Here is a 25384-nt window from a genome sequence, read left to right as displayed (position 1 = left end):
ACTGCTCCGCCTGCTGCGCCCCGGGGGCGGGGCCGCCGCCCCCGGGGTCGTGTCGTGCTACTTGCCCAGCCATTCGGCCTTGCGCTCCAGCTGGGGCGAGGCGACCTTGACCAGGGCCCCGCCCTCCACGCGGTAGATCATCGCGGCCATGGTCGCCCGGTGGTCGCCCGGGAAATAGCTCACCGGCGGGGTCAGGCCCATGGGGTCGTAGTCGCGCATGGTCTCGGCGGCGGCGCGGATGCCGGGCCCGTCGAGCTTGCCCTCCCGGGCCGCCAGGCGCATGGCCTCGGCCATGACCAGGGTCGAGGCGAAGCCGCGCAGGTAGTGGGTCATGACCGGCTTGCCGCCCGTCAGCTCGCGGATGAGCGCGGCGCCGGGCACGTCATCGCCGTAGGCCGCCGCCCCTTGCAGGCCGTACACGCCCTCGGCGGCCTCCCCGGCCAGGTCGATGAGGCTCTCGTCGTTGCCCCAGATGTTGACGAAAAAGACCGTCTTCATGCCCAGCTTGCGGGCGTCCTTGAGGACCACGGCGGTGGAGGGGGTGGTGCCGCCGATCCAGCAGAAGTCGGGTTCCAGCTTCTGCAGGGCCAGCAGCTGGGTGGTGGCGTCCATGGCCTTGAGGTCCACGTTTTCCTGGCCGACGATCTCGAAGCCCAGCTCGGCGGCGTAGTCCTTGCCCGCCTGGATGGGCGACAGGCCGTAGGGGTGGTCGGGGAAGATGAAGGCGACCTTGGGCGCGCGGGCCTCGGTCCAGCCGTCGCGCAGGAACTTGAGCGCCGCGCGCATCTGGGTGGAGTAGTCGGCGCACACGAAGAAGTTGTAGGGCGCGATGGCCGGGTCGGTCAGGTGCGCGGAGTAGGACGCCGACCAGGTAGGCATTTCGTCCTTGGAAACGAACTTGGTCAGGGCCTCGGTGTCGGCGGTGCCCCAGCCCTGCAGGGCGACCATGCCCTCGGCCTTGAAACGCTTGTAGGCCGCCAGGGCCTGCTGCACGTTGTAGGCGTAGTCCACCTGCGAGATGACCAGCGGCCTGCCCTCGATGCCGCCCTGGCCGTTGATGTAGGCCACGGCGGCCTTGATGCCTTCGGCGTAGGGCACGCCCACAGCCGAGGTCGCCCCGGACAGGTCGGACAGTACGCCGATACGGATGTCCTGGGCCTGGGCCATGCCGCCCAGGGCCAGGGCCAGCACCGCCGCCGCCACGATGGTTGCCATGCGTTTCATGATCGCGTTCCTCCCGTGATATGATCCCGTTCCCGAATCGCCCCGCCCACGGCACAGCGCCTAGTGGGCGAACGGATACAGCTTCCAGTAGGCCTTGGTCAGCCGCCAGCGCCGCGCCAGCCCTTCGGGCTCGAAGAGCAGGAACAGCACGAGCACCAGGCCGAAGATGCCTTCCTTCATGGCCATGAGGTGCATGGCCACCCCGGGCAGCACGCCGCCCAGGGCCGAGGCCGCCGAGTTGAGCACCTCGGGCAGCAGCACGATGAAGGCCGCGCCGAGCACGCTGCCCAGCACGCTGCCCAGCCCGCCGATGATGATCATCGCCAGGGTGCTGATGGACAGCCCGATGTTGAACTGCTCGGGGGTGATGTACATGGTGTAGTGGGCCCACAGCCCCCCGGCCACCCCGGCCATGAACGAGCTGACCCCGAAGGCCGCCAGCTTGGTGGCGAACAGGTTCACGCCCACGATCTCGGCGGACAGGTAGTGGTCGCGCACGGCCACGAAGGCCCGGCCCGGGCGCGTGCGCGTCAGGTTGGCCACCGCCAGCACCGCCAGGGCGGCCACGGCCAGGGTCAGGTAGAACATGCGCGTGTCGGAGTCGAAGGCCAGGCCGAGGATCACCGGCGGGTCAACGGCCAGGCCGCTGGAACCGCCGGTGGCGCCGTCCCAGTGCAGAAAGACGTATTCGAGGATCAGCTGCGCCGCCAGGGTGGCGATGGCCAGATAGATGCCCTTGAGCCGCAGGGAGGGGATGCCGAAGAACATGCCCACCACGGCGGCCACCAGCCCGCCCAGGCCCAGAGCCGCGGCGAACGGCAGCCCCATGGCCGAGAACTGGGCCGCCGCGTAGGCGCCCACGCCCATGAAGGCCCCGTGGCCCAGGGAAATCTGCCCGCAGAACCCCGTGAGCAGATTGAGCGACACCGCGCCGATGACGGCGATGTTGATCAGGCACAGCACCGAGACGTGGTAGGAGCCCAGCACCAGCGGCGCCGCGCACAGCGCCGCCAGGAACAGGGCCAGGGAGCCCTTCTGGAAGCGGCTGGGCAGGAGCTGGTCCTCGGCCCGGTAGCTGGTGAAGAACAAGCCGCATTTGCCGTTGGACATGCCCTAGACCCTCTCTATCTGCTTGGTGCCGAACAGGCCGTAGGGCCGGATCATCAGGATGACCACCAGGACCACGAAGGCCGCGACCTCGCGCACGCCGCCCAGGCCGAACAGGTCCTTGGCGGCGCCGTCGCACACGTTTTCGAGCACGCCGATGATCAGCCCGCCCAGGGCCGCGCCCAGCAGGCTGTCCAGCCCGCCCAGGATCACCGCCGGGAAGACCTTGAGCCCCAGGTGCCCGAGCTGGGAGTTGATGCCGTTGATATTGCCCAGGATCACGCCGCCGATGGACGAGACCACCGCCGCGATGCACCACGACAGGGCGAAGATGTTCTTGATGCCGATGCCCATGCTCTGGGCGGCCTGCTGGTCCAGGGCCGTGGCGCGCATGGCCACGCCCAGACGCGAATACTTGAAGAAGGCCGAGAACACGAGGAACAGCACCGCCGACAGGGCGAAGGCCGCGATGTACACCGGCGACACGGGCAGCCCGGCGATGAACACCGGCTCCTGGGGCAGCACCTGCGGATAGGCCCGCAGCTGCGTGCCCCACAAAAGCTGCACCAGCGCCTTGAGCACGCTGGACAGGCCCACCGTGACCATGATCACGCTGATGATGGGCTCGCCGATGAGCGGGCGCAGCACCAGCCGTTCGATGGCCAGGCCAAGGACCACGGAGAAGACCAGGGTCATAAGGAACGCCGCCAGGAAGGGCACCTGGAACTGCACCGTGAGCGAGAAGCACACGTAGGCTCCGGCCATGACCAGCTCGCCCTGGGCGAAGTTCACGACCTTGGTGGCCTTGTAGATGATGACAAAGCCCAGGGCGACCAGCGAATAGATGCTGCCGACCACGAGGCCGTTGATGACGAGCTGGAGATAGTATTCCATGGTTCCCCCGGCTAGACGTCCATGAGTTTCAGCGTGCCGCACATCTCGCGGGCGCTGCCGTCCTGGTAGCGGATGCAGGTGGTCAGGGCCACGCTGGCGCCGCCTGCGTACAGGGCCTCGACCACCTCGGCGTAGCGCTCGGCCACCACGGAGCGGCGCACCTTGCGCGTGCGGGTCAGCTCGCCGTCGTCGGCGTCCAGCTCCTTGAACAGCAGGGCGAAACGCGCGATGCGCACGGCCTCGGGCAGGGTCGCGTTGATGGCGGCAATGGCCCCGCGCACCAGCTCGTAGACCTCGTCCTTGGCCGCCAGGTCCTGGTAGGTGGTGTAGGTGATCATCCGCGACTCGGCCCAGCGGCCCACGATGCTGGCGTCGATGCACACGATGGCCGCCACGGTCTCGCGCCCCTGGCCGATGACCACGGCCTCGCGCACATACGGCGAGAACTTGAGCTTGTTTTCCAGGAACTGCGGCGAGAAGCGCGTGCCGTCCGCCAGGTGCATCACGTCCTTGACGCGGTCGATGACCACCAGCTGGCCCTTGTCGTTGAAGTAGCCCGCGTCGCCCGAGCGCAGCCAGCCGTCGGCCAGGGTCTCGCTGGTGGCCTGCTCGTTGCGGTAGTAGCCCAGGAACACCGCCGGGCTGCGCGAGAGGATCTCGCCGTCCGGGGCGATGCGAATTTCCGTTTCGGGAATGGGCTCGCCCACGGAGTCGAAGTCCACGGCGCCGTCGCGGTGGATGCAGGAGATGCCCGCGATTTCCGTCTGGCCGTAGATCTGCTTGAGGTTCACGCCCAGGGCGTGGAAGAAGCGGAAGGTGTCGGGCCCCAGGGCCGCGCCGCCGGTGGAGGCGCTGCGCAGCCGCGAAAATCCCAGCCGGTCGCGCAGGGCGCGCAGCAGCAGCCACTGGGCCAGGCGGTACTTCAGGGCCACCCAGGGCCCGGGCCTGTGCCCGGCGAACACGGCGTCGGCGCGGGCCTCGGCCCAGGGGAACACCGTGTTGTACAGCAGGCGCTTGAGGGGCGTGGTCTCCATGATGCGCACCTGCACCGTGGCCGCCAGCTTTTCCCACACGCGCGGCGGCGAGAAGATGAGGTGCGGGCCGATCTCGCGGATGTCCTGCTGCACGGTGTCCGGCTCTTCGGGAAAGTTCACCGTGAAGCCGAAGAGCAGCGCCGAGGCCACGGCCATCATCTGCTCGCCCATCCAGGCCAGGGGCAGGAAGGACACGAACTCGTCGCCGGGGCGCTTGGGGTCGGCCTGGCCCAGGTTCCAGGCCATGGAGAGCATGTTGCGGTGCGAAAGCATGGCCAGCTTGGGCCGCCCGGTGGTGCCCGAGGTGGTGGCGATGAGGCAGGGGTCTTCGGGGCGCACCTCGGCCACCCAGGCGGCGAACTCCCCGGCCCGGGCCCGGCCCATGTCGCGCACGGCGTCGAAGCTGGCCAGCCCCGGCTGCTGGCAGCCCGCCAGGCCCTTGGGGTCGTGGTAGACGATGTGGGCCAGCCCGGGCAGCTCCGCGCGCAGGGAGAGCAGCTTGTCCACCTGCTCCTGGTCCTCGGCGACAACAACCTTTGCCTGCGCAAGCTCCAGGATATAGAGGATCTCCTGGGCCGGGGCGTCCTGGTAGAGCCCGAGCGCCACGCCGCCCAGGCCCTGGATGGCCAGCTCGGCCCACAGCCACTCGGGGCGGTTGTCGCCGATGAGCACCACGATGTCGCCCCGGCCAAGGCCCAGGGCGCGCAGCCCGGCGGCGAATTCGGCGCTGGCCGTCAGGCAGTCGTTCCAGGAGAATGCCTGCCACACGCCCCACTGCTTCTCGCGCAGGGCGGTGCGCCCGCCGTGGCGCTCGGCCTGGTCCAGCAGCAGGCGGGGCAGCGTCGTCTCGTAGGCTTTGCTCACACGCGCTCCTTGTCTAGCGCCCGGCATAGGCGGCGTCGCTGCCCAGATAGGCGGCCACCACGTCGGGGTTGGCGGAGACCTCGGCGGGCGTGCCGCTGGCCAGCACCTGGCCGAAATCCAGCACCACCACCCGGTCGGAGAGGTCCATGACCACGCCCATGTCGTGCTCCACAAGCAGCACCGTGGCGCCCCATTCCTCGTTGATATCCAGGATGTAGCGGGCCATTTCCTCGGTCTCTTCCAGGTTCATGCCCGCCATGGGTTCGTCGAGCAGGATCAGCCGGGGCTCGGCGGCCAGGGCCCGGCCCAGCTCCACGCGCTTCTGCACGCCGTAGGGCAGCCGCCCGGCCACCTGGTGGCGGTAGGGCGACAGGCCCAGGAAGTCGATGACCTCCTCCACGCGGCGGCGGTGGGCGTCCTCGGCGCGGCGGGCCTTGCCGCAGTAGAGCATGGCGGCCAGCAGCCCGTAGCCCAGGCGCCCGTGGCGCCCGACCATCAGGTTGTCCAGCACCGACAGGCCCCGGAACAGCGCGATGTTCTGGAAGGTGCGCGACAGGCCGTGAGCCGTGCGCTGGTGGGTCTTCATGCCCAGCAGGGGCACCCCGCCCAGGCTAATGGCGCCCTGGTCGGGCCGGTAGCGTCCGCTGATGCAGTTGAGCATGCTCGTCTTGCCCGCGCCGTTGGGGCCGATGAGCGAGACGATGGCGCCCTCGGGCACGGTGAAGCCCACGCCCAGCAGCGCGGCCAGGCCCCGGAAGGTCAGGGTCACGTCGCGGACTTCGAGCAGCGGCGCGGCCTGGGCCACGCGGTCCTCGGCGGGGGGGGCCGCGGCGGCGCTCACGACCAGGTCCCCTTGAAGTGGTCGGGGCCGACCAGGGTGTAGCCGACTTCCACCAGACGCTTGGCGATGGGCGTGGGGTCGTCGGTCTGCACGCGCACGACCACGATGCGCCGCCCGTCGTGGAAGAAGGTGCCCGTGGCGATGATGGACACCCCCATATCCTTGATGATGCCCGAGACCTCGTGGATGACGCCGGTGCGGTCCTCCACGTCGATGACGATGCGCGAGCCGCCCTGGCGCAGGCCCATCTCCTCCACCAGCACGTCGAGCATCACGTTGCGGTTGATGTAGCCCAGCAGGCGGTCCTGGCCATCCACCACGGCCAGGCCGTGCAGGTTCTTGCGGTGCATGATCTCGGCGGCCTCCTCGATTTCCGTTTCCGGAGGCACGCGGACCACCTCGCGCTGCATGATCTTGTCCACCGTCAGCTTGGCCAGCAGGTAGTTCAGCTCGTGGCGCGCCAGGGTGGTGGCGTTGGACGGCAGAGCCTTGCGCACGTCCTCGCGGCTGACGGAGCCGACGAGGTGCTCGCCCTGCTTGACCATGAGCATCCACAGCCGATGCTCGTCCATGAGCCTGTCGGCGTCCTTGACCAGCGTCGCGGGAGTGATGGTCACGACATCCGTAAGCATCTTGAGCCCGACGTACATGGCGCGTCTCCTTGCCCGGCTCGGCCCGGGGGATATGGTTCAGTCGGGAGCGTAAGAAGAAGTCAGGACATTTGCCGCCGTTTTTCCGCCAACGGACCGAATCGCGCCGTAAACGGCGGCCGGCCCCGGGGGGAAAACGTTATAGTAGGAAGACGGCAAACATGGTGGTGTGTGGGGCCAAGGAAACCCGAAGTGCGGACGCAAGTCAAGAGCTTTCTGCATCTTTTGCGCCGCCGGTGCATGCGCCGGGCGTTGCCGGGCGCCCTGCGGCAGCCGGGGTGGAAACCGTCTGCGCGCGCAATGACGGCCCGCCCCGGGGGCCGGAACGCACACTCCGGGCTCAGGGCGCGCGGACGCCGCCCCCGGGGCCGGACCCGTCTGGACGCCGGGCCCTTTTTCCAGTACACAGCCAGAGCCATGCACGAAATGTCCATCGCCCAAAGCCTTGTGGCCATCATCAAGGAAGAAATGGAGAAGCACGGGCTGACCCGGCTGCACGCCGTGCGCGTATGCCACGGCCGCCTGGCCGCCCTGGTGCCCGACGCCCTGGCCTTCGCCTTCGAGGCCTGCACCCTGGGCACGCCCATGCAGGGCGTGCGCCTCGAACTGGCCGAGATCCCCATCGTGCTGCGCTGCTCGCAGTGCGCGCAGGAGTTCTCGCCCGAACAGGGCGACCTGTTCATGCCCTGCCCCGCCTGCGGCGAGGGCCTGGGGCACGAGGTGCTCCAGGGCAAGGAGCTGTACCTGGACAACATCGAGGCCGAATAGCCGCCCCGGGCCCGGCCCGCCCACCGCACATCCAAGCCCCGCAAAGGAGCCGTCATGGAAGTTCCCGTCGTCCGCAACATCCTGGAAGCCAACGACCGCATCTCGGCCCAGTTGCGCAAGCTCTTTGCCGAGCGCAAGGTGCTGGTGCTCAACCTCATCAGCTCCCCGGGCTCGGGCAAGACCTCCACCCTGGAGCGCACCCTGACCGACCTGGCCCCGGAGTTCAAGATGGCCGTCATCGAGGGCGACCTGCGCACGGACAACGACGCCCGCCGCGTGGCCGCCACCGGCGCCCAGGCCGTGCAGATCAACACCGACGGCGCCTGCCACCTGGACAGCTCCATGGTCCAGGTCGCCCTGGAGTCCATCGACATCGACGGGCTGGACATCCTGTTCGTGGAGAACGTGGGCAACCTGGTCTGCCCCGCCGAGTTCGAGGTCGGCGAGGACTACAAGGTCAGCCTGCTGTCGGTGACCGAGGGCGACGACAAGCCCGAGAAATACCCCCTACTGTTCGCGGAATCCGCCGTGATGCTGCTGAACAAGACGGACCTGCTGCCCTACGTGGACTTCGACATGGCCCGCGCCGAACGCTTCGCCCGCGCGCTGAACAAGGACATCGCCGTGTTCCCCGTGTCCTGCAAGACCCGCGAGGGCATGGGCGCCTGGTACGACTGGCTGCGCGCCCGCGTGCGGGAGAAGAAGGCCGCCTGACCCCGGGAGGGCCGATGCCGTTCCCCAAGGGCCTCCCCGGCGAGGCCATCCTCGACTCGCTGGCCGACGGGCTGTTCACGGTGGACCCGCAGTGGAACGTCACGTTCTTCAACCGGGCCGCCGCGCGCATCACGGGCATCGAGCCCGCCGAGGCCCTGGGGCGCAAGTGCTGGGAGGTCTTCCGCTCCAGCCTGTGCGACGGAGGCTGCGCCCTGCGCGCCTGCATCCAGGACGGCACGGCGGTGGTCAACCGCTCCATCTTCATCGTGCGCGCCGACGGCGAGCGGGTGCCCGTGTCCATCAGCGCCGCGCCCCTCACGGCGGCGGACGGCACCCTGCTCGGCGGGGTGGAGACCTTCCGCGACCTGACCGAGCTGCACCTGCTGCGCAAGGCCATGGAGGCCTCCTACACCTTCGAGGACATCGTGGGCAAAAGCCCGGCCCTGGAGCGGTTGTTCGCCATCCTGCCCCAGGTGGCGGCCAGCCCGTCCACGGTGCTGCTCACGGGCGAGTCGGGCACGGGCAAGGAGCTGTTCGCCCGCGCCCTGCACAACCTCTCGCCGCGCAAGGACGGGCCTTTCGTGGCCGTGAACTGCGGGGCCCTGCCCGAAACCCTGCTGGAATCCGAACTCTTCGGCTACAAGGCCGGGGCCTTCACCGACGCCCGGCGCGACAAGCCGGGCCGCTTCGCCGCCGCCGACGGGGGCACCCTGTTCCTGGACGAGATCGGCGACATGCCCCCGGCCTTGCAGGTCAAGCTGCTGCGCGTGCTCCAGGACGGCACCTACCAGCCCCTGGGCGACACGGCCACCCGCCGGGCCGACGTGCGCGTGGTCGCCGCCACCAACCAGGACCTGGAGCGGCTGGTGGCCGGGGGGCGCTTCCGCAGCGACCTCTACTACCGCCTGGACGTGGCCCGGCTGCGCCTGCCGCCGCTGCGCGAGCGCAGCGGCGACATCCCCCTGCTGGCCGCCCATTTCGTGCGCAAGTTCAACGCCCTGCGCGGCAAGGACATCCAGGGCGTGGACCAGCGGGCCCTGGCCGCGCTGCTGCGCCACCCCTTCCCGGGCAACGTGCGCGAGCTGGAGAACGTCATCGAGTTCGCCTTCATCCTCTGCCCGGGCGGGCTCATCGCGCCCGGGCACCTGCCCGAGACCCTGCGCCCCGCCCCCGGGGCGCCGCCCGCCCCCGGCCCCAGGACCATGGAACAGGCCAAATGCCTGGCCGCCCTGGCGGCCATGGAACGCAACGCGGGCCGGACCATGGCCGCCTGCCGCGAGCTGGCCGTCTCCAAGGACACCCTGCGCCGCCTGCTGCGCCGGGCCAGTGAGTTGGGCTTGAAATAAGCCCGCACGGCCTGACGTAGGGCGAATTTTTCGCCCGAAAGCCCCGCCTTGCGCATGACGAAGCCCACAACAAACCAAATTCATTAGGTTTTCATTCCAGGCCCCGTTCTTGCTTTCTCCTGGCTGTACCGGGCGCACCCCCGCGCCCTGAAACCGGAGGAAAGCATCATGATCGTCTGTCTGGCATGCTACGAGGACCGGCTGGCGTCGCTGTTCGAGAACACGGCGTCCTTCCGGCTGTTCGACGTGACTCCCGACCGGGCCGAACCCCTGGGCGAGCTTGACGTTCCCGTGGGCGACGCCCTGGCCCTGGGCGCGGCCATGGCCGCCAAGGGCGCGGACACCCTGGTCTGCGGCGGCATTTCCGGCGCCTCGCGGCGCCTGCTGGCCCAACACGGCATCGCCGTGCAGCCCTGGATCAGCGGCACGCTGGACGAGGTGCTCGACGCCGTGGGCCGCGACGCCCTGGCCAGCCTGGCCATGCCCGGCGCCCGCTGCGCCGGGACCGGCCCGGGCCAGGGCCGGGGCCTGGGCGGCGGCCAGGGCCTGGGCCGGGGCATGGGTGGCGGTGGCCGCGGCATGGGTGGCGGTGGCCGCGGCATGGGCGGCGGCGGCGGCCAGGGCCTGGGGCGCGGCATGGGCGGCGGCGCAGGCCGGGGCCTGGGCCCGGGCGGCGGCGCCGGGCGTCCCATGGGCGCTGGCGCAGGCCGGGGCACGGGCGGCGGCGGGCGCGGCAACGGCCCGGCCATGGCCCAGGGCCCGGCCACGGTGCCCGGCCTGGGCCTGGGTCCCTGCGGCCTTGGCCTGCGGCGCGGCCCGGCAGGGCGCGGAGCCATCCCGGCCCAGGGCCCCCTGGCGGGCCGGGGCTCCGGGCGGGGCCTGGGCCCTTGCGGCCTTGGCCTGCGGCGCGGCGGCGGAGGACGCCGGGGCCGCTGAGGCGCCGGGCGACTTTCCGGGGCAGGCGGCCCGCCTCCGGCCGCAGGCCCGGGGCCGAACTCCCCGGCCCCGCCCGCGCCGGGGGCGGCAGCGCCTCATTGCCGCCCCCGGCGCACCACGGCCCGGGTTTGCCATTGCCCGGACCACGGTTCACTGGCATGATCGGCGCCGCGCGCGGCCCTGCGGGGGCCGGGCGCGGCGCCCGCTGCGCGCCAGACGCGCAAAGACCGCGCCATACGCGCAGACACAGACCCTCGCATCAAGGAGAATCCCATGAGCGACGCATGCGCAGGCTGCTCCTCCGCCGGAAGCGGCTGCACACCCGAAACCTGCGGCACCAACCCGCAGGACGAAAAGATCAAGAAAACCCTGGGCCGCATCCGCAACAAGCTGGTGGTCATGTCCGGCAAGGGCGGCGTGGGCAAGTCCACCGTGGCGGCCAACATCGCCGTGGCCCTGGCCCTGGCAGGCAAGCAGGTCGGCCTGCTGGACGTGGACGTGCACGGCCCGAGCGTGCCGCGCCTGCTCTCCCTGGCGGGCACCCAGCCGCACATCGAGCGCGACTACATCGAGCCCGTGGCCTACAACAACAACCTGTGGGTCATGTCCCTGGGCTTTTTGCTGCCCAGCCCCAAGGACGCCGTGATCTGGCGCGGCCCGGTGAAGACCGGCCTCATCCGCCAGTTCATCTCCGACGTGGCCTGGGGCGACCTGGACTACCTGATCCTGGACTGCCCTCCCGGCACGGGCGACGAACCCCTCTCGGCCCTGCAGGAGATCGGCCCCGAGGCCCAGGCCATCATCGTCACCACGCCCCAGGGCGTGGCCGTTGACGATGTGCGCCGCTCGGTGACCTTCTGCGAGCAGGTGGGCAACAAGGTCTTCGGACTGGTGGAGAACATGAGCGGCTACGCCTGCCCCAAGTGCGGGCATGTGGAGAACATCTTCAGCACCGGCGGCGGCGAGGCCCTGGCCCGGGAGACGGGCGTGCGCTTCCTGGGCCGCATCCCCCTGGACCCCGAGGTCGCCCGCTCCGGCGACGAGGGCTACCCCATCGCCAAGCTCGGGCAGGACAACGCCACCGCCCGCGCCCTGGGCGAGATCATCAAGCCCATCCTGGCCCTGGCCAACTAGGCCCGGGCGCCCCGCCGGGGGCCGGACCATGACAAAAAGCCGGGGGCGCAAGCCTCCGGCTTTTTTCGTTTTCCCACTTCCCGAGGCGCCCCACGGCGCCGCCGGGCCTAGAATTCGCCCGGGGTGCCCTCGAAATAGCTGATCAGCGCCCGGCTGATCTCCACGCGCACGCCGCCCTGCTCGTCCTTGACCAGACGCACGTTGGCCTCGGGGTACAGGGCGATGTCCTCGCAGACGTCGCTCCAGCGCTTGAACTCGTGATAGGCTTCGTCGTTGTAGTCGGGGTAGGTGCCCGCGACCTTCCAGTCGTCCATGCGATCCTCCTCGGGCCGCGGCGCGCGGCGGCGGCGTTAGCGGGGTCCGGCCCCGTATTCGGGCGCCCACAGGGCGTAGAAGCCCGCGCGCGGCACGCCCAGCAGATGCGAAAGCCCCAGGTCCAGCCCCGGGGCGGCGTCTGCCGCCGCCAGGGGCGGATTGTACAGCGTGTCGTCCTGCATGGCGCGGCGGCGGTAGACCACCACCCGCGCCTGCTCGGGCAGCCCGGCCAGGGCACGGGCCTGGGCCAGGGCGTCGTGGGCCGTGCCCACCGCGTCCACCAGCCCCAGGGCCTGGGCCTGGGTGGCGGTAAGCACCCGCGCATCGGCTACATCGTCCAGGGCCTTGCGGTCAAGCCCCCGGCGCTGGGCCACCAGGGCCAGGAAGCGCCCGTTCATGTCGTCGATCATGGCCTGGAAGATGGCCCGCTCCTCGGGGGTCGAGCCGCGCAGGGGCGAGCCGATGTCCTTGTGGCGGCCCGAGCGCGTGACCTCGGCGCCCACGCCGATCTTGCCCATCAGCCCGCTCACGTCGGGGCGCAGGAACACCGTGCCGATGGACCCCGTGACCGTGGAGGCGTGGGCCACGATATGGTCCCCGGCCAGGGCGGCCTGATAGCCCCCGCTGGCCGCCACGGTCATCATCAGCGTCACGGCGGGCAGCTCGCGGGCCGCGCGCAGGCGCATGATCTCGGCGTAGAGGATGTCGCTGGCCACCACGGTGCCGCCGGGGCTGTCCACCTGGATGAGCAGCGCGCGCACGTCGGGGTCGGCCTCGGCCTTGCGCAGCATGGCCACCGCGTCCTGGACCACGCTGGGCCGGCGCGCCGCCAGGCCCTGGTCGGGCTCCAGGTCGATGAAACCGCGCACGGGCAGCACCAGGATCTTCTCCCGGGCGCTGCCCGAGAGCACGTGCTCGCGCAGGGGGGTGTCGTAGTCACGAAAGGCGTTGACGGACACGGAGCACCCGGCCAGCAGCGCCGCCGCCAGCAGCGGCAGGCACAGCGCCAGGGCCCGCAGGGGGAATCGCTCAGGCATGTCGGCCTCCTGCCCCCAGCCTAGCACGCCCCGGCCCGGGCCGGAAGCCCCACAGCCGCCGCCCCGCGCGCGGGAGGCAGCATTCCTGGTGTTTTATTCCTGTGCGCTCCCCGCAATCGCGCCCCGCGCGGGGAGCGGCAGGCCCGTGGGCTCCGGGACGGCGCGGCCAACCCGGCCCCGGGCGCCCCTGCCGCACCCGCGGGGGCGGGAACAGCCGGATGGGCGCGCAGCCGGGCTTGACGCGTTGCCTACTGCACCCGCGTGGGCGGGAACAGCCGGATGGGCGCGGTGGCGTCCGCAGCCGGGGCGGCCTTGGCCTTGGCCGGGGCCGCCGCCGGGGCGCCCTTGGCGGCCTTGATGACCTCGGGCGAGGCCAGCTCGGCCACCGCCCGCCTGCGCAGGAAGTTCTCGAAGTCCGGCCCGGGCTCCTCGCCGCGCAAAAGCCGGGCCACCAGCCCCCGGTTGGGCACGGCGTAGTCGTAGGCCGCCACCACCACCCCCGTGTCCAGGCGCACCACCTGGCCGGAGACGAAGACCGCCGAGCGGTCCACCACATAGCTGCCCACGAGCACGGCGTGGGCGTCGTAGCTCTCGCGCATGAACTGGGCGGTCTGGCGCGAAAGCAGGAACTCGCCCTCGCCCACGCGCACGCCCATCTCGCTGCGCAGGCGGAACTCGATGACCGAGAACCCGGCCTGGGCCAGCCGCGAGGCGAACTGCGCCGCGGCCAGCCGTCCGAAGCCCGAGGTCTTGTCGAAGTCGTCCAGGCTGACGAAGGTCGCGCACATGATGCGCGCCTCGTCGGGCAGGCGGTTTTCCAGGTTCTCCACCAGCCCGTCGGCGGCGGTGTGGTTCTCGGCGATGAAGGCGTCGCCCTCCCAGGACGCGCTCAGGGGCTGGCGGTAGCCCTTGGGCTTTTCGGGGTCGGACATGCCAAAACTCATGCATCCGGCCAGGGCGGCGCACAGGGCCAGGGCCAGGGCCAGGACCGCCACCAGGGCGCGCGCTGCGCGGGGCTGCCTATTCATTGCGGACCCCCATGGGCGTGGATTCGAGGCTGCCCGTCTGCCCGCGCGCTGCGGAACCGGCGGCGCGCAGGGGCCTGCCGTAGTGCAGGTAGTCCTCGTCGTTGATGTAGTAGATGTCCGAGGCGTGCATGACGTAGCGGTTTTTCCACACCAGCCGGGTGGTGATGATCACCTCCTGGTTGGAGTGGCTGGCCAGGTGCCCGGCGGCCACGTCGGCCAGCAGGCCCGCCGGGGCCGCGCCGTAGATGAACTCGGTGGTCACGTCGCGCGAGACGGCGATGCCCGCGCCGATGAGCGTCAACAGCCCGGGCACGGGCCGCTGGATGCGCGCCCCGTGGCGCAGCACCTGGACCTTGTAGACCAGTTCCAGCTGGTTCTCCTCCAGGTCGGCCACCTGCACCCCGCGCTGCACGAGGTTGGAGACCAGCAGCTCGCGGAAGACCTGGTGGAACGGCCCGGGGGCCTGGTCCGTGTCCACGTCGATGGCCAGCTGGCGCAGGTCCATCCGGTCGTCCAGGGCGGCGTGGACGCGACCGGCCACATCGGCGGCCAGCACGTTCCAGTGCTGCGCGGCCTGCATCTTGTGCTGCCCGGTCATGGGATAGGTCGTGGCGTAGGGCAGCTGCGACTGGCAGCCCGCCAGCATCGCCAGTCCGAGGACGGCGAGAAACGCTTTGATCATGTCGGCTTCCTTGCCCGTCCGGCAGGCGGCGCCACGCGGCACGCGCCCCGTCCATGGGCTCACCGATCTTATCGGCCCCCTCGCCCCGGGACTTAACAGCTTTTTGAAAAATGGCGGCCCCCCGCGTTGCCCAAGAAATCCGGGCCTTCGCGGCGGCCCCGAAGCGCGGCGGCCGTGTTGCTGCGCGCCACCAGCCCACCATTTTCAAGCGGCCCGCAAAAGGACTTTTCCAGCCCCGGGTCCAGACCCAGCCCCGCCCCGGCCAGCAGACAAAAAAAGCCGCGCAGGGCGCGGCCTGGCGGCGGAAAGAGACGCAGGGGACGCCGGGCGTCAGCTCACGTCGCGCACGTAGTCGTCCATGTCGATGTCCTTCCACTCCTTGGAGACCCAGTAGGCCGTGGCCCAGATCATCAGCGCGGCGGCCTGGGTGTCGTTCAGGCGCTTGATCTTGGCCTCCAGGTTGGCCTTGCTGGCGCCGTATTTTGGTGTTGACCATGGCCAGCTCGCAGGCGTCCTGCACGCGCAGCTGGAGGTAGGCCAGGCGCGACTGGTCCGGCAGCAGCTTCACGTCCTTGTGGGCTTCGAGGATGGTCTTGAGCTCGGCGGAGGAGAACTGGCCGCGGATGGAATTGATGGAGCGGAAAAAGGTGTCCACCGCCCAGGGCACCACGAACTCGGCCCCCGCGCTCTTGGTGCGGAAGTACTCCTTGAGCCACTGCTCGTGTTCGTCGGACACGCGCGCTGCGACCTGCGGCATTCCTGGTCCCCCTTGCCTTTTCCCGGGCCGGACGGGCCGCCCCGGGCTTCAATCCATCGTGAGGCTTTCCTGTTTAGAGCACGGAATCCAGACTTTGTCTAGAAAAAATGGCGGCCAGGGTCGCGTCTTCGCGCGCCCGGGAGCCGGGACCGCCAGGCGGGCCCGGCGGGCTTTCGCGCCGTCGTGTCTGCGCGCGTCAGGGGGCCGGAGCCGGGCCAAGGTCCAGGACATAGAGCACCGGCCAGAGCTTGCCTGTGGCGTAGAGCCTGCGCGCGCCCGCGTCCCAGGCCAGGCCGTTGGCCACGGCCTCGGGGCCCAGCCCGGGGGGCACCAGGGGGCCCAGGTCCAGCCAGCGGCGCACCCGACCCGTGGCGGGGTCGATGGCCGCCACCCGCGCGCTGTGCCAGACGTTGGCCAGGATCTCGCCGTCCGCCCATTCCAGCTCGTTGAGCAGTTCCACGGGCGCGTCCCCGTCGCGCACCTCCAGGCGCCCGAGCACGGCGAAGGTCTGCGCGTCGCGCACGGTGAGCACGTCCGAGCCATCGCTCATGTAAAGCACGCGCCCGTCGCCCGTCAGCCCCCAGCCCTGGCCGGAATAGCTGAACTCCCCGCGCGGGGCGAAATCGTCCAGCCCCAGGACGAAGGCCCGGCCCGAGGTCCAGGTCAGCCATACGGCCAGCTCGCCCACCGCCGTGGCGCCCTCGCCGAAATACGCGTCGGGCAGGGCCCGGGAGCGCAGCACCCGCCCGCTGGCCGGGTCCAGCTCCATGATCCGCGAGGCGCCGCGCAGCCCGGTGGTCTCGAACAGCCGCCCCCCAGTGAAGAACAGCCCCTGGGTGAAGGCCCCGGGGTCGTGGGGCAGCGTTGCCGCAACGCGCGGCACAAGCACCGGCGCGCCGCCCGCCCCGGCCCGGGCCGGGGCCGCCATGCACGCCAGGCCCAGCAGTACGACGCCCGCAACCAGGGTGCGACGCCACGCCGGGCCCACGCTGCGGGGCCCGGCCTGCCCTGTCCGCGTGGCTGCGGGCTGCGCATCCCCCCTGCTCCGCCCCGGGCGGGGCCCCGCCTGCTGCGTGCAGCACGCGCCAGCCAACAGTGGCCGGGCCAGGGTGCACGCTGCAATGACAGCACTGCAATACCGTTCAAAATTCCCCAAAAAAAAGTTTGACATTTGATTGGCGACCATCCATGAGGAATTCATAGTCCAAACGCCGAGGAAGGGTTTGCCCCGGTGTGAAAAGGACACGCGACTTTTCTTTTTGCAAGGAGTTTTTGCGAAATGCCCAAGTCCATCTATGTCGGCAATCTGCCCTGGAGTGCCACCGAAGAGGAACTCCGCGACCTGTTCGGCCAGTTCGGCGGGGTCACCTCCGTCAAGCTCGTCTCCGACCGCGACACCGGACGCCCGCGCGGCTTCGCTTTCGTGGAAATGGAAGACGCCGATGCCGCCAAGGCCATCGAGGCCCTGGAAGGCACCGAATTCGGCGGGCGCACCCTGCGGGTGAACGAGGCCAAGCCTCGCGCGCCCCGCGCGCCCCGCCGGTGGTAGCGCCACCTAGGGCATGAACCCGCAAAAAAAGCCCGCCCCGCCGCAAGGCGGGGCGGGCTTTCCCTTGCCGGGGCGCGCGCCTAGTTGTTGGACGGGCCCTTGAGCGCCGCCCCCAGCCGCGCCATGCGCGCCCGGATGTACGAGGCCGCGAGGTCCCCGGTGTCGTCGGTCCCGCTCATGCGCGCCGCGTAGTCGCGCAGGTCCTGGTCCATCTGCCGCTCCATGCGCGCCGATTCCAGGAACATCACGTAGACCAGGCACAGCGTGGCGTCGTTGTGCTCGCTGCCGTCGCACAGCAGCCCGATCTGGTCCGGCGGCACCGTCTCGAAGAAGCGCTCCACGAACATGTCCACCCAGCGGGCGTAGAGCTCGTCCATGAGCGGCGGCACCAGCGCGGCGGTGCGCCGGGCCGTTTCCGGGTCCGCCCCCAGGGTCACGCCCAAAAATTCCGACACCGCCTCGCGGCGCAGTTCCTCGCGCCCCAGGCGCTCCAGCCGCCCGAGGACCACGGCGCGCACATGCGCGCGCAGCCCGTCCATGCCCTGGGCCGTCATTGCCGGACCTGCGACCCAAGGGTCGAGTTGGGGCAGGTGTTGGCCTGCATGCAGACCTCGCAGCCGCCCCGGTAGGGCATGGGCGTGTACACGGCGTACTGGCGGTTCAGTGCCCCGAGCTGCGGGTTCCATTCCAGGTCCATGCTCTCCATGAAGTCCAGGACCTCCGCCCCCGGGCGCGGCAGGGGCGTGCAGTGCTCCTCCAGCTCGGGCACCAGGCTGCGCGCCGCGCTCATGACCAGGGTGATGGCCAGGTTGTGGAAGAACATGCCGCTCTTCTCGCCCTCGGCCCAGCCCTGCTCCACGGCCTCCTCCACGCCCTCGGTCAGCCAGACGAGCAGAAAGCCCTCGTCGGGCCCGGCGGTGGAGGGCACCAGATGGTAGGCGTGCAACCGGTCGCGCCAGTCGGTCCAGGCCGCCTCCAGGCGGTCCAGCAGGTCGCCCTCGATGCGCGACTCGCCACAGATTTCCAGGAAATACATGAAATCGAAAGCCGGCTTGGGCTGCACGGGCTTGACTTGCAGTTCGCTCATTGTCGCCTCCTTGACGGTTGCCGGGCGCGCGGCCCGTGGAGCAGTTGCATAAACCGTTTTGCTCCCGGGCTCAACCCGCCGCACGCATCCCCGCCCCCGGCCCGCCCTTCCCCACCCCGGGCAAAGCGTGTATGCTGCCCAGGCGGGAACCTCCCGCCAGGACTGGCAAAATGAAACATCTGTGCTGGATCGGCCACCCCTACTTCAGCGCCGGGCTCGCCGCCCACGGCTGGGCCGTCACGCTCCTGGAGCGCCGCAGCCCCGGCTTCGTGACCTGGGACGAGGTCGTGGCCGCCTGCGGGCGCGCGCCCGACGCCGTGGCCATGGGCGACGCCAGCCTGCCGCCCGTGCTTTTCGGCGTGGAGCGCTGGCCCTGCCTCACGGTCATGCATTTCGTGGACACGCACATCCACTCCTGGCACCCGCTCTACTCCCGGGCCTTCGACCTGTGCTCCGTGAGCCTGCGCGACCACCTGCCCCGCTTCGCCGCCCTGCGCAGCGACCCCGGGCGCGTGCTCTGGCTGCCGCCCTGGGCGCCGGACCACACCGGCCCGCGCCCCGGGCCCCGGCAGTGGGATCTGCTCTTCGCCGGAACCGTGGACCCCGCCACCACCCCCGGGCGCCACGCCTTCCTGCGCGAGCTCGGCGCGCGCTGCCCGGGGCTGCACGTCGCCCGGGGCGACTTCGGCGAATTGTTCCCCCAGGCGCGCGTGGTGCTCAACTACTGCGAGCGCGGCGACCTGAACTTCCGCGTCTTCGAGGCCCTGGGCTCTGGGGCCTGCCTGCTGACCCCCGAGGTCGGCCATGGCCAGGACATGCTTTTCACCCCCGGGCGCGACCTGTTCACCTACCCGCCCGGCGACATGGACGCCCTGCTGGCCACGGCCCGCGCCCTGCTGGCCGACCCCGGGGCCCGCGAGCGCGCCGGGGCCAGCGGCCTGGCGCGCATCGACGCCGCCCACCGCGCCGCCCACCGCGCCCGCGAGTTCTCCGCCTGGCTCACCCGGCACGGCGCCCCGGCCCTGGTGGCCGCGCGCCAGGCCAGCGCCAGCGCGCTGCTGCGCTCGGTGCTGCGCGTGCTCTACCTGCACTTCGCCGAAACCACGCCCGAGCCCGCCCTGCGCGCGGGCTTCCTGGCCATGGCCAGCGGCGCTCCGGCCCCGCCCCGGGGGTGACAGCCGCGCCGAATTTGCCTATGACCAGCCCACCGGCAACCAGCGGCCCCGACCGCAGCCAATGCCCGCCCCCACGGGCCGGGCCCCAAAAAATCCAGCCGCAAGGAGACCCCCATGTCCAACCCCATGGTCCTCATCGAGACCTCCAAGGGCGACATCCTCGTCGAACTCTTCGAGGACAAGGCCCCCAAGACCGTCGCCAACTTCCTGCAATACGTGGACGCCGAGCACTACGCGGGCACCATCTTCCACCGCGTCATCGAGAACTTCATGATCCAGGGCGGCGGCATGACCGGGATGATGAAGGAAAAGGCCACCCGCGCGCCCATCGAGAACGAGGCCAACAACGGCCTGAAGAACGAGCGCGGCACCCTGGCCATGGCCCGCACCATGGACCCGCATTCCGCCACCGCCCAGTTCTTCATCAACACCGTGGACAACGCCTTCCTCGACCACAGCGCCCCCACCGAGCAGGGCTGGGGCTACTGCGTCTTCGGCAAGGTCGTCGAAGGCCTGGACACCGTGGACAAGATCCGCAAGGTGCGCACCAAATCCGTCGGCGGCCACCAGGACGTCCCCGGCGACCCCGTCTACATCAACTCCGCCTCGCGTTTCGAGTAGGGGAAAAGCCTGGGCGCCGCCCAGAGGCCAACGGCTCCTCCCCCCCATACGCCGCCGCTCAACCGCACAGCAAAAAGCCGAGCGGTTACGCGGCGGAGCAAGGATGAAAACGGCAGTCAAAAAACACCGCGCCGATTCCGCATGGAGTCGGCGCGATGCTGTTCATGCCCGGAAGTCAAAGCACACAGGCACATTTTCACAAGAGCCGTGCAGAAATACTGCTCAACTAACGCTGCATCCCCCTCACCCCACCGCCAGCGCCGCCGCGTGCGCGCTGGCCCAGGCCCAGTGGAGGTTGTAGCCGCCGAGGTGGCCGGTGACGTCCTGGACTTCGCCGAGGAAATACAGGCCGGGGATGTGGCGGGCGGCCATGGTCTGGGAGGACAGGACGGCGGTATCCACGCCTCCGGCGGTGACTTCGGCCTTGGCCCAGCCTTCGCTGCGCGTGGGCAGGACGGTCCAGGCGCCCAGGGCCTGGGCCAGGGCGTGCAGTTGCGGGGCCGTGAGGTCGGCCAGGGGCGTGTCGGCCAGGGCAAGCGGCGCGGCCCCGGGCCTGGGCGCGGGCGCCGGGGCCGCCACCTGGGCGGCGAGGCGCGCGGCAAGGCGGGCGGGCAGGTGCGCGGCCAGGAAGTTGCGCACCAGGGCCCGGCCCCGGCCCTTGGCGCTGCGGGCGGCGGCGAGCAGCGCGGCGGCGTCCTGGCCGGGCAGCAGGTCGATGGAGAGTGCCGCGCCGCGCCGCCAATAGGTTGAAATTTGCAGGATCACCGGGCCGGAGAGGCCCTTGTGGGTGAAGAGCAGGTCATCCGTGAAGGCCGCGCCCGCGCAGGCCACGCGCGCGGGCAGGGCCACCCCGGCGAGGTCCGCGTAGGGCCAACTGCCCCCCTTGCTGCCCCCCTGGCTCCCACAAACAAGGGGTACCAGGGCCGGGCGCGGCGGCTCCACGCGCAGCCCCAGCGCCGCCGCGACCTCGAAGCCCAGGCCCGAGGCGCCCACCGCAGGCCAGGACAGGCCCCCCGTGGCCACGGCCACGGCCCGGGCGGCCAGGGCGCCGCCCTCGGTGGCCACGGAAAAGCCGTCGCCCGCGCGCTCCACGCCGCGCACCGGGCGGCCCAGCTCCAGGCGCACCCCGGCCCCGGCGCAGTCGGCCTCCAGGGCCGTGGCCACGGCGGCGGCGCCCTGGGCGCAAAAGAGCTGCCCCGGGGCCTTCTCCTCGTAGCCCAGGCCGTGTTCGCCCAGCCAGGCCACGGCGTCCCACGGCGTGAAGCGCGCCAGGGCCGAGCGCGTGAAATGCGGGTTGGCGCACAGATACCGCCCGGGGTCCATGTCCAGGTTGGTGAAATTGCAGCGCCCGCCGCCGCTGACGCGCACCTTGCGCGCCGCCCCGCCCATGGGCGCCCCCGGGTCGAGCACCAGCACGGCCAGCCCCCGGCGCGCCGCCCGCGCGGCGAAGAACAGCCCCGCAGCCCCGGCCCCGGCCACGATCACGTCCCAGGGCTGCTTCATGGCCGGGGGGCGCCGCCCCCGGCGGCGTGGACGGCACGGGAGGCAGGGACAGAGGCCGCGCGGGGCGCCAGCCCCGGGGAAGCCCCCACACGAAGCACGGAACAAAACCCCCGGGCGCAACTCCGGCTGGGCTCCTGGCGGCAGCCCGGGCGAACCCCAGGGCAACGGCGCCGCGCCATCACCCCAGCCCCCAGACCCGCTCCAGGGCCCCACGGCTGCGCGTGAGCAGGCGCAGGTAGTCCAGTTCCATGTCCAGCATCTCGCGGTCGTTCTTGCGCAGCCATTCCGACAGCCAGCCCAGGCGCACGGCCACCAGCAGCGGGTGCAGCCAGGGGGCGTTGTCCGCGCGCAGCACGCCGCCCGCGCGCAGCCCGGCCAGCAGCGCCGCGCACAGCCCCCGGCCCAGGGCCGAAGGGTCCTCGCTGCCCACGCAGCCCAGCAGGTTGGCGGCGTCGTAGAGGTCCGGCCCCTGCCCGGCGAACTCCCAGTCCACCACCGCGGCCACCTCCTGCCCGCGCCAAAGCACGTTCAGGGGATGCAGATCGCCGTGGACCAGGGTGCGCGGCAACTCGGCCCAGGCCGCGAACAGCGGCGCCAGGGCGGCCAGGATGGGGTCCAGGGCTGCGCCCAGGGCGGGCCGGGTGCGGCCCACGGTGGCGCGCAGCTCAAAGGCGAAGGCGGGCAGGTCCGCCGCCGGAGCGGTGTGCTCCGGGGCCGCGCCCCGCGCGGCGTCTTCCACATAGGCCGGGCGCGGCAGCGGGTCGCCGTGCACGAAGGGCGCCACCTGCCAGAGCTGGCCCCCGGCGCGGGCGGGCAGCCACGCGGGCACCCCGGCCAGCCCGGCGGCGGCAAGCGCCTGCTGCACGCGGGCCACGGCCTCGCGGCGGGCCTGCTGGCCGGGATGCAGCCGCTCCAGGACCCACAGAGCGCCGTGGCGGTCCTCCACTGCGGCGCGCAGGGCGCAGCGCTCGGGGCTGGCGGCCAGGGGCAGCCCGGGCCGCAGCCGCGCACAGTCCAGGCCGAAGGCCGCAAGGGCCTCCACGGCCCAAGGCGGCGGGGCGCAAAGAGCGGAAGAGTCCGGGGCGACGTGGGCGGCCCCGGGGCGGGCGAAGCTGTGCATGGCGCCCTCATAGCAGACCGCGCCCCGGCGGGAAAGCGCCGCGCGCAGGGGCCGCCCGGGCGGCTTCCCCGGCGGTCCTGCCGGGCGGAAGCTCTCCGGCGGGCGGAGTTCCCCGCGAGAGCAAACGCCTTCCGGGCAGATGACGCTGCCCTGCATCCTCCGGTACACCCGCGCCCTCCCGGGAAGGAGCGGCAGCCCTGTCCGATGCGGAGCACTCCCCACAGAACAGAGGACCGAGGCACCCTGCCCGTGGGCAACAAGAACGCCCAGAGCCATGCCCCGCCGGGAACCGCCCCGCCGCCACGCGCCCAGGGCGCCGCGCAGGCCGCCCCGGCGGACGAAACTCCCACCGCGCCAGGGCTCCCGGCCCGCGCGGGCCTTGACGCCCCGGCCCGAAGGATTACAGTGCAGGCGCCTGCCCAACCCCAGCCACCTCGGAAACACCATGCCTTCGCCCCTCTCCCCCTCGCACACGGGCATCGCCGCCGGGCTGTGCGCGTTCCTCATCTGGGGGCTGCTGCCCGTGTACTGGAAGGCCCTGGGCGCCGTGCCGCCCCTGGAGCTGCTCTGCCACCGCATCGTCTGGTCGCTGGTCTTCCTGGCGCTGGTGGTCACGCTGCGCCGGGGCTGGGCCGGGGTGGCCCACGCCCTGCGTTCGCGGCGCGACGTGCTGCTGCTGGCCGTGTCGAGCATGCTCGTGTCGGCCAACTGGTTCCTGTACATCTGGGCGGTGAACAACGACCACGTCGTGGAATCCAGCCTGGGCTACTACATCAACCCGCTGGTCAACGTGCTGCTGGGCTTCCTGGTCTTCCGCGACCGGCTGCGCCGGGTGCAGACGATGGCCATCCTGCTGGCCACGGCGGGGGTGCTGAACATGGTCTGGCACTTCGGGCGCGCGCCCTGGCTGGCGCTGGTCCTGGCGCTGACCTTCGGGCTCTACGGGCTGGCGCGCAAGGTGGCCGCCGTGGAATCCCTGAACGGCCTGCTCTTCGAGACGCTGGTCCTCGGGCTGCCCGCCACGGGCTACCTCTGGCTGCGCGAGGCCCAGGGCCTGGGCGCCCTGGGGCACCTGGGCTGGAGCACGGACCTGCTGCTGGCCGGGGCCGGGGTGGTCACGGCCACGCCGCTGCTGCTCTTCGCCTTCGCCGCGCGCAGGCTGCGCCTGTCCACGGTGGGCGTGCTGCAATACCTGGCACCCACGGGCATGTTCCTGCTGGGGGTCTTCGTCTACCGCGAGCCCTTCACCTCCGCGCACATGCTGACCTTCCTGCTCATCTGGGCCGGGGTGGCGCTGTACACGGCGGACGGCCTGCGCAGCCTGCGCCCGGCACGCGGCGGCCTGCCGCGCGAGGGCTGAAGCCGGGCACACGGAAACCGCGCCCGGGCCGGGCTTCCCGCCCACGGCTTCCAACGCCTTGGGCCACCTGCGGGGCAAAAAAAGGGCGGAGCAGGGAACCTGCTCCGCCCCTTTTCGTCCCTTGGCCCGGAGGTCTAAGTCCATCCCAGGTAGTTGATCAGCCGTTCATACTGCTGCTCAAGCTGGAAGTTGCTCTTGAACCAGACGGCCTGGATCGGCTCGCCCAGGTTCCGGAAGTGCAAAAGCAAGTAACGGTGGCTCACCTGCCCGTCGCTCTTCTCCCTCGTCGCGGTGCGGTAAAGATCCTTCAGCGGCAGCACCCGGTCCTTGAAGCAGACGATGCCCTCCCTCGAGCTGATGAAGAAGTAGTTCTCGAAGGGCAGCATCTTGTAGGGGACGTGGAAGTCCACCTTGACCTCTCCCCTCTGCACCTTGTCGTACAGGCTCTTGCGATGCCGACGCTGCTTCCAGGAAGGACCCAGCCTGCAAAGCTGCTCGAGCGTCACGACGAAGACGAAAAGGAGGCCCAACAGGCTACCAAGCCAACACACAAAACCAAAACCGTTTTTCTCATTCGCAATGCCAAGGGCCACCAGCACTGCTGTCCCTCCCAGCGTCCACAGGTACGAGATGGCCGTCTTCTTCACCCAGGCCATCCACGTGTCCCTGGGGCCCATGATATCGTACATGGTGGCCGCATCGACCTCCACCCTGGCGACGGACGGCTCCTGGGCCACGCCCTGCTGCTCCTGGGCCACGGCTGCCGTGCTGGCGGCCAGCATTTCGTCCACGCTCTTTTCCATGGTTTTCTCCGACACGCGAATTTCAGTCTCTGAGGATTTCGTCGAATCTGTTTGGCGCGATTATCCTTAATTTCGCAAAACCCGTCAATTCTCAATTCGTTGCGCTGGGTTGCGTTTTCGGGTCGAAAACGGACGAGGTGGGCGCGGCACGATTCCGGGCCTGTTCGTATCGCTTTTTTGATGCGAATAGCGCGACTGCGAATAGAAGGCATCCATACCGATTGGCTAGGCCCTGTGGTCTGCCTGAACGGCCAACACGAAAAGACAACCCGCCCGCCGGAGGCGCACAGGCCGGCGCCAGGGTTCACCGGGGGCGCGGCGAGCGATGCGGTGCGGAAAAACCACCCTGTCCCACGGTTGCGCAGCCAGGGCGCGAACGTCTCGCGGCAACGCGGCAGGGAGGCGCTTCCGGCGGCCTGCCGGGCGGCGCGCCAAACAGGAAAGAGGCCCGGGGAACCGTTCCCCGGGCCTCTTTCTGCTGGTTGGTATGGAGGCTGTGTCCGGGGCCTTCGGCCCCGTAGTCCGTCATCCGCCTGGAGGAGGCGTGTGACAGGGCCAGAAATAGCACTGGTTGAGCGAACAATCAAGACAAAAGCGACCCGGGGCCCAGAAATCCGCCCCGCCGTGACCGCACACGGGCTGGCGGCCCTGCGGCCCGCGCGCACCGGGCTGGCGCCCCACTCCCGCAGCGCCCGCACGCGAAAATCGCCTGCGGCCTGCGCGCACACGGCTGCCAGCCCCGGGCCCTGCGCGCGCACGGACTGGCGCACAACGGGGAGTATTGCGGGCCCTGCCCGAGCCTGGGCCCTGCGCGCACCGGGCTGGCACCCCGGGC

25 protein-coding genes and 1 pseudogene are annotated in these 25384 nt (G+C 70.9%); 9 read left to right on the top strand and 17 right to left on the bottom strand.

Translation table 11 applies throughout. The features are described from left to right. Positions 1-57 precede the first annotated feature (57 nt). The 6 genes from G495_RS0105820 to G495_RS0105795 are packed head-to-tail and all read right to left on the bottom strand — an operon-like array spanning position 58 to position 6614. Positions 58-1224 (bottom strand): ABC transporter substrate-binding protein, encoded by a 1167-nt coding sequence (locus G495_RS0105820; protein ID WP_028587030.1) that lies wholly within the window; start codon positions 1222-1224, stop codon positions 58-60. A gap of 60 nt (positions 1225-1284) precedes the next feature. Then, positions 1285-2334 carry a branched-chain amino acid ABC transporter permease gene (locus G495_RS0105815; RefSeq protein ID WP_028587029.1) on the bottom strand — a complete coding sequence of 350 codons (1050 nt, stop codon included), beginning with the start codon at positions 2332-2334 and terminating at the stop codon, positions 1285-1287. A gap of 3 nt (positions 2335-2337) precedes the next feature. Further along, positions 2338-3225, bottom strand: coding sequence for a branched-chain amino acid ABC transporter permease (locus G495_RS0105810; RefSeq protein ID WP_028587028.1), 888 nt, complete (start codon positions 3223-3225; stop codon positions 2338-2340). Between the two features lie 11 nt (positions 3226-3236). Further along, entirely contained in the window at positions 3237-5123 is a 1887-nt protein-coding gene (locus G495_RS0105805) for an AMP-binding protein (RefSeq protein ID WP_028587027.1), read from the bottom strand. Positions 5124-5136: 13 nt separating this feature from the next. Next, positions 5137-5964 carry an ABC transporter ATP-binding protein gene (locus tag G495_RS0105800; RefSeq protein WP_245588378.1) on the bottom strand — a complete coding sequence of 276 codons (828 nt, stop codon included), beginning with the start codon at positions 5962-5964 and terminating at the stop codon, positions 5137-5139. Next, the gene (locus G495_RS0105795; RefSeq protein ID WP_028587025.1) at positions 5961-6614 is read right to left on the bottom strand and encodes a CBS domain-containing protein; all 654 of its coding nucleotides are present in this window, start codon (positions 6612-6614) and stop codon (positions 5961-5963) included. The genes G495_RS0105800 and G495_RS0105795 overlap by 4 nt, the downstream gene beginning before the upstream one ends. A 417-nt stretch (positions 6615-7031) precedes the next feature. Between G495_RS0105795 and G495_RS0105790 the strand changes: the two genes are divergently transcribed. The 5 genes from G495_RS0105790 to G495_RS0105765 all read left to right on the top strand — a co-directional run bounded on the left by G495_RS0105790 (position 7032) and on the right by G495_RS0105765 (position 11512). Beyond that, positions 7032-7382 carry a hydrogenase maturation nickel metallochaperone HypA/HybF gene (locus tag G495_RS0105790; protein ID WP_028587024.1) on the top strand — a complete coding sequence of 117 codons (351 nt, stop codon included), beginning with the start codon at positions 7032-7034 and terminating at the stop codon, positions 7380-7382. A gap of 54 nt (positions 7383-7436) precedes the next feature. Beyond that, complete coding sequence (gene hypB / locus G495_RS0105785; RefSeq protein ID WP_028587023.1) at positions 7437-8096, top strand: hydrogenase nickel incorporation protein HypB; 660 nt, start codon at positions 7437-7439, stop codon at positions 8094-8096. A 14-nt stretch (positions 8097-8110) separates the two neighbouring features. Continuing rightward, positions 8111-9442, top strand: a complete 1332-nt coding sequence (locus G495_RS0105780; protein ID WP_035251138.1) for a sigma-54 interaction domain-containing protein — start codon at positions 8111-8113, stop codon at positions 9440-9442. A gap of 168 nt (positions 9443-9610) precedes the next feature. Then, positions 9611-10378, top strand: coding sequence for a NifB/NifX family molybdenum-iron cluster-binding protein (locus G495_RS20250; RefSeq protein ID WP_051445113.1), 768 nt, complete (start codon positions 9611-9613; stop codon positions 10376-10378). A 273-nt stretch (positions 10379-10651) separates the two neighbouring features. Beyond that, a complete protein-coding gene (locus G495_RS0105765) occupies positions 10652-11512 on the top strand; it encodes an Mrp/NBP35 family ATP-binding protein (RefSeq protein ID WP_028587022.1) in 861 nt (286 codons plus the stop codon). Between the two features lie 107 nt (positions 11513-11619). Here G495_RS0105765 and G495_RS0105760 read toward each other — a convergent pair whose 3' ends face one another. The 6 genes and pseudogenes from G495_RS0105760 to G495_RS0105735 form a co-directional block, all read right to left on the bottom strand. Continuing rightward, a complete protein-coding gene (locus tag G495_RS0105760; protein ID WP_028587021.1) occupies positions 11620-11826 on the bottom strand; it encodes a hypothetical protein in 207 nt (68 codons plus the stop codon). A gap of 36 nt (positions 11827-11862) precedes the next feature. Further along, a complete protein-coding gene (gene sppA / locus G495_RS0105755; protein WP_051445112.1) occupies positions 11863-12864 on the bottom strand; it encodes a signal peptide peptidase SppA in 1002 nt (333 codons plus the stop codon). Between the two features lie 248 nt (positions 12865-13112). Beyond that, positions 13113-13892 carry a FlgO family outer membrane protein gene (locus tag G495_RS20245; RefSeq protein WP_051445111.1) on the bottom strand — a complete coding sequence of 260 codons (780 nt, stop codon included), beginning with the start codon at positions 13890-13892 and terminating at the stop codon, positions 13113-13115. Further along, positions 13885-14574, bottom strand: coding sequence for a hypothetical protein (locus G495_RS0105745; protein WP_028587019.1), 690 nt, complete (start codon positions 14572-14574; stop codon positions 13885-13887). Before G495_RS0105745 ends, G495_RS20245 begins: the two co-directional genes overlap by 8 nt. 330 nt (positions 14575-14904) lie before the next feature. Next, a pseudogene (locus G495_RS22415) lies at positions 14905-15331 on the bottom strand (hypothetical protein). A 196-nt stretch (positions 15332-15527) separates the two neighbouring features. After that, positions 15528-16319 carry a glutaminyl-peptide cyclotransferase gene (locus G495_RS0105735; protein ID WP_169734357.1) on the bottom strand — a complete coding sequence of 264 codons (792 nt, stop codon included), beginning with the start codon at positions 16317-16319 and terminating at the stop codon, positions 15528-15530. Positions 16320-16610: 291 nt separating this feature from the next. Between G495_RS0105735 and G495_RS0105730 the strand changes: the two genes are divergently transcribed. Then, positions 16611-16880, top strand: coding sequence for an RNA recognition motif domain-containing protein (locus G495_RS0105730; RefSeq protein ID WP_028587017.1), 270 nt, complete (start codon positions 16611-16613; stop codon positions 16878-16880). Positions 16881-16960: 80 nt separating this feature from the next. On the opposite strand, the gene G495_RS0105725 is transcribed toward G495_RS0105730, so the two are convergent. Beyond that, positions 16961-17434 carry a hypothetical protein gene (locus G495_RS0105725; RefSeq protein WP_035251136.1) on the bottom strand — a complete coding sequence of 158 codons (474 nt, stop codon included), beginning with the start codon at positions 17432-17434 and terminating at the stop codon, positions 16961-16963. Beyond that, complete coding sequence (locus G495_RS0105720; protein ID WP_028587015.1) at positions 17431-17967, bottom strand: hypothetical protein; 537 nt, start codon at positions 17965-17967, stop codon at positions 17431-17433. Before G495_RS0105720 ends, G495_RS0105725 begins: the two co-directional genes overlap by 4 nt. A 170-nt stretch (positions 17968-18137) precedes the next feature. Between G495_RS0105720 and G495_RS0105715 the strand changes: the two genes are divergently transcribed. After that, positions 18138-19142, top strand: coding sequence for a glycosyltransferase family protein (locus tag G495_RS0105715; protein ID WP_028587014.1), 1005 nt, complete (start codon positions 18138-18140; stop codon positions 19140-19142). Positions 19143-19256: 114 nt separating this feature from the next. Then, the gene (locus G495_RS0105710) at positions 19257-19763 is read left to right on the top strand and encodes a peptidylprolyl isomerase (RefSeq protein ID WP_028587013.1); all 507 of its coding nucleotides are present in this window, start codon (positions 19257-19259) and stop codon (positions 19761-19763) included. Positions 19764-20006: 243 nt separating this feature from the next. On the opposite strand, the gene G495_RS0105705 is transcribed toward G495_RS0105710, so the two are convergent. Both G495_RS0105705 and G495_RS17850 read right to left on the bottom strand, forming a co-directional pair. Then, positions 20007-21266, bottom strand: a complete 1260-nt coding sequence (locus G495_RS0105705; protein ID WP_028587012.1) for an aminoacetone oxidase family FAD-binding enzyme — start codon at positions 21264-21266, stop codon at positions 20007-20009. Positions 21267-21444: 178 nt separating this feature from the next. Further along, entirely contained in the window at positions 21445-22386 is a 942-nt protein-coding gene (locus tag G495_RS17850; protein ID WP_084457920.1) for a phosphotransferase, read from the bottom strand. A 445-nt stretch (positions 22387-22831) separates the two neighbouring features. Between G495_RS17850 and rarD the strand changes: the two genes are divergently transcribed. Continuing rightward, positions 22832-23746 carry an EamA family transporter RarD gene (gene rarD / locus G495_RS0105695; RefSeq protein WP_028587011.1) on the top strand — a complete coding sequence of 305 codons (915 nt, stop codon included), beginning with the start codon at positions 22832-22834 and terminating at the stop codon, positions 23744-23746. 134 nt (positions 23747-23880) lie between these two features. Here rarD and G495_RS0105690 read toward each other — a convergent pair whose 3' ends face one another. After that, positions 23881-24549, bottom strand: coding sequence for a hypothetical protein (locus tag G495_RS0105690; protein ID WP_028587010.1), 669 nt, complete (start codon positions 24547-24549; stop codon positions 23881-23883). Between the last annotated feature and the right edge of the window lie 835 nt (positions 24550-25384).

The organism is Desulfocurvus vexinensis DSM 17965, from assembly GCF_000519125.1.
GTDB classification, from domain to species: domain Bacteria; phylum Desulfobacterota; class Desulfovibrionia; order Desulfovibrionales; family Desulfovibrionaceae; genus Desulfocurvus; species Desulfocurvus vexinensis.
The sequence above is the reverse complement of the archived record's forward strand: the minus strand, read 5'-3'. Positions and strand labels throughout refer to the sequence as shown.